This window comes from Rathayibacter sp. PhB1 (assembly GCF_004362935.1).
In the GTDB taxonomy this organism is placed as follows: domain Bacteria; phylum Actinomycetota; class Actinomycetes; order Actinomycetales; family Microbacteriaceae; genus Rathayibacter; species Rathayibacter festucae.
Genome location: NZ_SNYD01000016.1, coordinates 1 through 5,205, shown reverse-complemented (window position 1 = coordinate 5,205; position 5,205 = coordinate 1). Strand labels below are relative to the sequence as shown.

The window sequence follows — 5,205 nt, the reverse complement described above, 5'->3', positions numbered from 1 at the left end:
GGTGTTCGTAATTTTTTTACGGAGAGTTTGATCCTGGCTCAGGACGAACGCTGGCGGCGTGCTTAACACATGCAAGTCGAACGATGAAGCCCAGCTTGCTGGGTGGATTAGTGGCGAACGGGTGAGTAACACGTGAGTAACCTGCCCTTGACTCTGGGATAAGCGCTGGAAACGGCGTCTAATACCGGATACGACCTGCCCCGGCATCGGGTGCGGGTGGAAAGTTTTTCGGTCAAGGATGGACTCGCGGCCTATCAGGTAGTTGGTGAGGTAATGGCTCACCAAGCCGACGACGGGTAGCCGGCCTGAGAGGGTGACCGGCCACACTGGGACTGAGACACGGCCCAGACTCCTACGGGAGGCAGCAGTGGGGAATATTGCACAATGGGCGAAAGCCTGATGCAGCAACGCCGCGTGGGGGATGACGGCCTTCGGGTTGTAAACCTCTTTTAGTAGGGAAGAAGGGCTTCGGCTTGACGGTACCTGCAGAAAAAGCACCGGCTAACTACGTGCCAGCAGCCGCGGTAATACGTAGGGTGCAAGCGTTGTCCGGAATTATTGGGCGTAAAGAGCTCGTAGGCGGTTTGTCGCGTCTGCTGTGAAAACCCGAGGCTCAACCTCGGGCCTGCAGTGGGTACGGGCAGACTAGAGTGCGGTAGGGGAGAATGGAATTCCTGGTGTAGCGGTGGAATGCGCAGATATCAGGAGGAACACCGATGGCGAAGGCAGTTCTCTGGGCCGTTACTGACGCTGAGGAGCGAAAGCGTGGGGAGCGAACAGGATTAGATACCCTGGTAGTCCACGCCGTAAACGTTGGGAACTAGATGTGGGGACCTTTCCACGGTCTCCGTGTCGCAGCTAACGCATTAAGTTCCCCGCCTGGGGAGTACGGCCGCAAGGCTAAAACTCAAAGGAATTGACGGGGGCCCGCACAAGCGGCGGAGCATGCGGATTAATTCGATGCAACGCGAAGAACCTTACCAAGGCTTGACATATACCGGAAACTTCCAGAAATGGTTGCCCCGCAAGGTCGGTATACAGGTGGTGCATGGTTGTCGTCAGCTCGTGTCGTGAGATGTTGGGTTAAGTCCCGCAACGAGCGCAACCCTCGTTCTATGTTGCCAGCACGTCATGGTGGGAACTCATAGGAGACTGCCGGGGTCAACTCGGAGGAAGGTGGGGATGACGTCAAATCATCATGCCCCTTATGTCTTGGGCTTCACGCATGCTACAATGGCCGGTACAAAGGGCTGCGATACCGTAAGGTGGAGCGAATCCCAAAAAGCCGGTCTCAGTTCGGATTGAGGTCTGCAACTCGACCTCATGAAGTCGGAGTCGCTAGTAATCGCAGATCAGCAACGCTGCGGTGAATACGTTCCCGGGCCTTGTACACACCGCCCGTCAAGTCATGAAAGTCGGTAACACCCGAAGCCAGTGGCCTAACCGCAAGGAGGGAGCTGTCGAAGGTGGGATCGGTGATTAGGACTAAGTCGTAACAAGGTAGCCGTACCGGAAGGTGCGGCTGGATCACCTCCTTTCTAAGGAGCATCTGGACACCATGCGCTTCGGCGTAGAGGTTGTTCCAGGCGCCAGATCAAAGCGAATGTCTTTGCTGGTAGCTCATGGGTGGAACATTGAACTGGGTGCAGGAAGAGATTCGTCTCGTGTCAGTACAGCCTTCGGGTTGGGAACGCATGAGCGGGTGGGCTACTGCACATGCACGCTGTTGGGTCCTGAGGGACCGGGCCGGCTGCTCCTTCGGGGGTGGCTGGATCTCGACTCTCCTGGATCCTTTCTTCACGCCTGGGTGTGTGGGGGAGGGATACCGCCCGTATTTTGAGAACTACACAGTGGACGCGAGCATCTTAGACTCGGGCAGCCTTTGCGGGTTGTTCGGGTCGACAAGATTCGCAAGGAGCAGCCTTCGGGTTGTGTTCTTGCAAATCATTGGATCTGCAACTTTTCGAGTTGTGGTTTCTTAAACTCATGTGATTTTCAAGTTTTTAAGAGCAAACGGTGAATGCCTTGGCATCTGGAGCCGAAGAAGGACGTCGTAATCTGCGATAAGCCTCGGGGAGCTGATAAACGAGCTGTGATCCGAGGATTTCCGAATGGGGAAACCCCGCCAGGCCCCTTGTGGTGACCTGGTGACTCCCGCCTGAATATATAGGGCGGGTAGAGGGAACGTGGGGAAGTGAAACATCTCAGTACCCACAGGAAGAGAAAACAACAGTGATTCCGTCAGTAGTGGCGAGCGAACGCGGAAGAGGCTAAACCGAATCATGTGTGATACCCGGCAGGGGTTGCATGGTCGGGGTTGTGGGACTTTTCGTTGTGTTCTGCCGAGCACTGAACGTTACAGCGCATCATAGACGAACAGGTTTGAATGCCTGGCCAGAGCGGGTGCGAGCCCCGTAGTCGAAATGGTGTTATGGCGTGAAGAGTATCCCAAGTAGCACGGGGCCCGAGAAATCCCGTGTGAATCTGTCAGGACCACCTGATAAGCCTAAATACTCCCAGATGACCGATAGCGGACAAGTACCGTGAGGGAAAGGTGAAAAGTACCCCGGGAGGGGAGTGAAATAGTACCTGAAACCGTTTGCTTACAAACCGTCGGAGCTCCCATGTTGGGGTGACGGCGTGCCTTTTGAAGAATGAGCCTGCGAGTTAGTGCTCTGTGGCGAGGTTAACCCGTGTGGGGCAGCCGTAGCGAAAGCGAGTCCGAATAGGGCGATTCAGTCGCAGGGTCTAGACCCGAAGCGAAGTGATCTATCCATGGCCAGGTTGAAGCGACGGTAAGACGTCGTGGAGGACCGAACCCACTTCAGTTGAAAATGGAGGGGATGAGCTGTGGATAGGGGTGAAAGGCCAATCAAACTTCGTGATAGCTGGTTCTCTCCGAAATGCATTTAGGTGCAGCGTTGCGTGTTTCTTGCCGGAGGTAGAGCTACTGGATGGCCGATGGGGCCCAAAAGCTTACTGACGTCAGCCAAACTCCGAATGCCGGTAAGTGAGAGCGCAGCAGTGAGACTGTGGGGGATAAGCTTCATAGTCGAGAGGGAAACAACCCAGACCACCAACTAAGGTCCCTAAGCGCGTGCTAAGTGGGAAAGGATGTGGAGTTGCACAGACAACCAGGAGGTTGGCTTAGAAGCAGCCACCCTTGAAAGAGTGCGTAATAGCTCACTGGTCAAGTGATTCCGCGCCGACAATGTAACGGGGCTCAAGCACGCCACCGAAGTTGTGGCATTGACATTAGTGGTAGGCCTTCGTGGTCCAGCCGTGTTGATGGGTAGGAGAGCGTCGTGTGGCGAGTGAAGCGGCGGTGTGAACCAGCCGTGGACGCCACACGAGTGAGAATGCAGGCATGAGTAGCGAAAGACGGGTGAGAAACCCGTCCTCCGGAAGACCAAGGGTTCCAGGGTCAAGCTAATCTTCCCTGGGTAAGTCGGGACCTAAGGCGAGGCCGACAGGCGTAGTCGATGGACAACGGGTTGATATTCCCGTACCGGCGAAGAACCGCCCAAGACAATCCAGTAGTGCTAAGTATCTGAATCCCTTTGATGGATCCCTTCGGGGTGAAGCGTTGGGCCTAGCGTACGACCCCGTGCTGGTGCGTTTAGCGTATTAACAGGTGTGACGCAGGAAGGTAGCCGAGCCGGGCGATGGTTGTCCCGGTCTAAGGATGTAGGGCGAACGATAGGCAAATCCGTCGTTCACATAGCCTGAGATCTGATGGGTAGACGCAAGTCGAAATCGGTGATCCTATGCTGCCAAGAAAAGCATCGACGCGAGGTTCTAGCTGCCCGTACCCCAAACCGACTCAGGTGGTCAGGTAGAGAATACTAAGGAGATCGAGAGAATCGTGGTTAAGGAACTCGGCAAAATGCCCCCGTAACTTCGGGAGAAGGGGGGCCTGAGGCGTGAACGGACTTGCTCCGGGAGCGTTCGATGGCCGCAGAGACCAGTGGGAAGCGACTGTTTACTAAAAACACAGGTCCGTGCTAAGTCGCAAGACGATGTATACGGACTGACGCCTGCCCGGTGCTGGAAGGTTAAGAGGAACGGTTAGCCGCAAGGCGAAGCTGAGAATTTAAGCCCCAGTAAACGGCGGTGGTAACTATAACCATCCTAAGGTAGCGAAATTCCTTGTCGGGTAAGTTCCGACCTGCACGAATGGCGTAACGACTTCCCAGCTGTCTCAACCGCGAACTCGGCGAAATTGCATTACGAGTAAAGATGCTCGTTACGCGCAGCAGGACGGAAAGACCCCGTGACCTTTACTATAGTTTGGTATTGGTGTTCGGTGTGGCTTGTGTAGGATAGGTGGGAGACTGTGAAGCGGGCACGCTAGTGTTCGTGGAGTCATTGTTGAAATACCACTCTGGTCACTCTGGATATCTAACTTCGGACCCTAATCGGGTTCAGGGACAGTGCCTGATGGGTAGTTTAACTGGGGCGGTTGCCTCCTAAAGAGTAACGGAGGCGCCCAAAGGTTCCCTCAACCTGGTTGGCAATCAGGTGTCGAGTGTAAGTGCACAAGGGAGCTTGACTGTGAGACTGACAAGTCGAGCAGGGACGAAAGTCGGGACTAGTGATCCGGCAGTGGCTTGTGGAAGCGCTGTCGCTCAACGGATAAAAGGTACCTCGGGGATAACAGGCTGATCTTGCCCAAGAGTCCATATCGACGGCATGGTTTGGCACCTCGATGTCGGCTCGTCGCATCCTGGGGCTGGAGTAGGTCCCAAGGGTTGGGCTGTTCGCCCATTAAAGCGGTACGCGAGCTGGGTTTAGAACGTCGTGAGACAGTTCGGTCCCTATCCGCTGCGCGCGCAGGAAATTTGAGAAGATCTATCCCTAGTACGAGAGGACCGGGATGGACGAACCTCTGGTGTGTCAGTTGTTCCGCCAGGAGCACCGCTGATTAGCTACGTTCGGAACGGATAACCGCTGAAAGCATCTAAGCGGGAAGCCGGCTTCGAGATGAGATTTCCATCCCTTCGGGGGAGAGGCTCCCAGCCAGACGACTGGGTTGATAGGCCGGATGTGGAAGACAGGACTAAAGACTGTCGGAGCTGACCGGTACTAATAAGCCGATAACTTGATAATCACTACACTCATACCGTTGTAAAGGCTGGTAGGAGTGGTCAGAGATTGCTTGCGTCCACTTTGTGGTTCCCAGAATACGGGCTCCATACCGCGGGT

Annotated in this window: 2 rRNA genes; both read left to right on the top strand. The window is 55.1% G+C overall.

Going from position 1 to position 5,205, the window contains the following annotated elements:
• Window positions 1-15: 15 nt before the first annotated feature.
• A 16S ribosomal RNA gene (locus EDF17_RS19635) occupies window positions 16-1,538 on the top strand.
• Between the two features lie 455 nt (window positions 1,539-1,993).
• Window positions 1,994-5,109 (top strand): 23S ribosomal RNA (locus EDF17_RS19630).
• Together the 16S and 23S rRNA genes form the textbook arrangement of a ribosomal RNA operon.
• Window positions 5,110-5,205: the final 96 nt, after the last annotated feature.